At 58.3% G+C, this 3574-nt stretch carries 2 protein-coding genes and 1 pseudogene; 2 read left to right on the top strand and 1 reads right to left on the bottom strand.

Going from position 1 to position 3574, the window contains the following annotated elements; all coding sequences use genetic code 11:
• Positions 1-70: 70 nt before the first annotated feature.
• Complete coding sequence (locus PHQ87_RS15005; protein WP_300236093.1) at positions 71-1459, bottom strand: integrase domain-containing protein; 1389 nt, start codon at positions 1457-1459, stop codon at positions 71-73.
• Positions 1460-2428: 969 nt separating this feature from the next.
• Between PHQ87_RS15005 and PHQ87_RS15000 the strand changes: the two genes are divergently transcribed.
• Together PHQ87_RS15000 and PHQ87_RS14995 are read left to right on the top strand one after the other, a co-directional pair.
• A complete protein-coding gene (locus PHQ87_RS15000; RefSeq protein WP_300236091.1) occupies positions 2429-2941 on the top strand; it encodes a hypothetical protein in 513 nt (170 codons plus the stop codon).
• Between the two features lie 20 nt (positions 2942-2961).
• Positions 2962-3574: pseudogene (locus tag PHQ87_RS14995) on the top strand (hypothetical protein); the annotation flags it as partial.

Genomic DNA, 3574 nt, shown 5'->3' with positions numbered 1-3574 from the left:
TTCAGCCGTTTTCAGCGTTCCTTTCGAGCGTCCAAATTTGGACGTTTCTTCAGGCCAGGCTATGGCCCCACTATCGTTTTAGCTCCAGACAAAGGTTGATCATCCCCAGCCGGCTCACCAGCTCTTCCTTCGCGCTCGGGTACCGCTCAATGAACTGGCCGATGCTCACCCTGTCAGTCTCTTGCCCACCCTCCAGAAGCTGGATCGTCAATACCGCCAGCTCAGCCTTCACCGGCGTCAGGGTGTACTGACCAATCACTCCCTCAATCGGCTCGGGCTTCTCACTCACCCATAGCTGAGCCTCTCCAGCCAGGCCACCACCATTTATGGGTGTACCCACCCTGTACCCCAGCAGTTCTCCCGCCTTGGCAAACGACCAGTCCGATCCATAGTAGGCGTGCGTGATCACCTCGCGGCTGTGCCCCAGCGCCTCCGAGGCCTTGAGCTTGACCGACCAAACCAGCTGCGCATCTCCGCGCATCTCTGTCGTCCCTCCCAGCGACGAGGGCAGCAGTCCAGCCAGGAGCATCACATCCTCAGCGTACCCCGCACGCAGGCCGTGACCCGTCATCCCCGCAACGGACTTCGTCAGTCCAATTGCATTGTTGCAGGCGTAGTACCGCCGCTCTGCCTGCAGCAGCGAAAGCCCAGGCCACGCCAGTGACTCGTTCTGCTTGATCAGGCTTTTCGCGTAGTCCAGAATCTTGCGTTGCGCCTTCCCATACTCTCCAACATCGAGCTTGATTTCTCTGGCGCGTCCATTCTTCGTCACAGATCCCACCAGCTGTAGCTTGTCACCAAGATCTGCTCGACGCAGCTTGGCCAGCAGCACTTCCTTCTTCCGAAGCCCAAACGCCCTTTGCATCATCAGCATGGCCGCATAGCGCGTGTCGTGCGCCAGCGCAGCGCGGTACAGCTTGTCCAGGTCCAACCCAGCACCACGCTCAGACTTGGAGCGGTCCGCCACCGTCCGTACACGGAATCCCTCCGGCCTCTCACCACGGTAGCGCTCTTCAATCCTGGACACGTACCTGGCCAGCTCCGGCTTGCCCAACCACAGCACAAACTGCTTGACCCTCGACTTCTGGTTCTGCAGCGTCTTCGTCGCCAGCTTCTTCTCCAGAGCCCAGCAGTCAAACACCGCGTTCAGGTGCTTCTCCCCAAGGTTGCGGCAGTCTTCCAGCAGATAACCCTTCTCGTGCAGCGTCCTCGCAAACTGCTTCATCACATCCATCTGCAGCCTGAACGTCCTTTCACTCGCCACCTTCCCGTTCACCCGCGTGCGCCCGTGAGCATCAACCACATGCTCTATTGATGCAATCAAGCGCTTCGTCTTGGCGCTGTCTCCCAGTACGTCCATATCTTCCTCAACTTCCTTTAGGCATCCGCCCAAATACAACCAATTCCCATTCGCATAACAACCGCGCAAGAGGTTCGCTTCGACGGCAGCGAACAGCATTCCCTAAAAACTGTCACGAACACTTGGACTTAAACGAATCTCTGCTTTAGCACCGCGTGTGTGTCCATCCACGCGATACCCCCTCACCTCTCGGCTTCGGGTGACTGAAACCTCCTATCGGACTGGCTCCAGCGTAGGACCATGACGCGGCCCGCACGTGCTCGTCCCGACCATTCCGGCCGGTCTGGGAGGCGAGCATCCCCCCATAAATCACACTCTTCCCCGCAGTCTTTCACCGCAGTGCCAGCTTCCGAACTGCCTATTCGCGGCTGTACCGCGCATCAGCAATTCCGGGGCGACTACCCCCGACACCAGCTCATTTCTGTCCCTATCGCAGCCTTTTGGGCCACTTTTGTTCGTTCGGAATTTGTTTCTGTAGCCGTTCTTTATTCCGTGGATAACGGCTAACCCGTTGATCTTGCTGGAAAAGATGACCCGCTAATGGACACTCTGTATGGGTCTGTCATACAGACCGATAAGTGTGAGTTAGCCCTGGTCAGCCAAGAAGGCGTCAAAAAAAAGGCCACGGCGCAACGGCCGGCCTGTTTTGTGCGTGATGTATGACACCTGTGGGTGCCTCAGATCTATTCCTCATACGAGGTGCTTGGTGATCTGTGCAGGCATTGCGCCCGCGTGGAGAAGATTCTAGCTGGGCTTTTAATGACAAGTCGGTTTGAATGACGGCTGATTTTCGCTCTCATTCAATCCAGCAGGATGACGGATGCCGGTGAAACTCGTCGTCATGGAAAGTCGAATTTTCTCCGAGATGATGCCAATTTCTGGCAACAACTCGAAGTTTCTCCGAGATGATGCCAATTTCTGGCAACAACGCGGTCAATCGTCGAGATGTTGCCAGTCTCTGGCGCTATCTCGGAATTTCTCCCGGATGATGCCCGTGGCTGGCAGCATCTCGAAGTTTTTCCGACTTCAAGGTGGGCCGTTGACTCGCCAGCTCGCGGGGGGCAGCAGATGAGACTCAGGTACCTGATCTACCGCGGCGAGTTGGATGTGCTGCAAGTCAATGAGCGCCTGAATGCGATGGAAGGCGAGACTGAGGCTGGCCATGCTTTGCGAGGCCTGATCCTTTCAATCGTCGAGGGAGGTCCGCTGCCCCAATGGTTCATTGACCTGCCCCGCAAGGACGTGGACAGAAAACGGGCACGAACCGTCCGCTTCACCCTGTCCAAATCATTCCCAGCTGTACGCAAGCTCATGGCAGAGCTTGAACCCCTGGCTGCCCATGAGCGCGACCTGCGCATCAAGGTGCTCATCAGGAACGCCTGTACTGGGCAAAAGGATGAGCCCGCTGGGAAGGAAGCACAGGTGCAGCCTCCCGCTGCCAGCCACCCACAGGACGCTGCGCCGGTCATCCCAATCGACGCACCCCAGACATTCCAGCGATCGACACCCGATCAAGGCGTTGATCCCGAGACGCTGAAGCAGACGCTCAAGAACAACCTCTTCGCCTTCGGCAACAGCTAACCCCCATCAGGAACAGAACAATGAGCAAACCCTTCTCCCCCGCCGTTCTCGCCGTGGACGTTGGATACGGCAACACCAAGATGGTCTGTGGCCACGGCCTGGACAAGGCCAGCCGCAGCCGCTGGACAGAGCTGATCTTCCCGTCCATCTCGCCCAACGTTGTCGTCGATGAAGAAGCCTCGGGCTTTGGCCATAACCCCGATCGCGTGCTCATCGACATCGAGGGCCGGCGCTACTACGCGGGGCCGATGGCGACCTCTGGTGTCGTGGGCCGGGCCATCGCTGACAACTACATCGAATCCGAACTGCACGAGGTGCTGCTGCGGGCGGCGATCCACTTTGCCATGCGGGAAACCAGCTCGGTCATCCGCAGCATCGATGTCCTGACCCTGGGGTTGCCCGTTTCCGGATTCGCCAACCAGCACCTTCAACTGCGCGACATCGGCAAGATGACCAGAGTGATCCCGGTGCCCAAGCATCTGCTGGGTGGCGCTGGGACTGCAAACGTGGAGGTCCAGGTCAAGAGCTGCATCGTCGTGCCACAGCCCTATGGCGCCATGCGCATGGCCGCGCAAGACCTGCCGGCATCGGACGCGATCTACAAGAACGATGTCCTCTCAATGGTCGTTGACC

Origin of the sequence: Hydrogenophaga sp. (genome assembly GCF_028698005.1) — a bacterium.
Taxonomy (GTDB): domain Bacteria; phylum Pseudomonadota; class Gammaproteobacteria; order Burkholderiales; family Burkholderiaceae_C; genus Hydrogenophaga.
Note: the sequence above shows the minus strand (reverse complement) of the source record. Positions and strands in the feature narration are given on the sequence as shown.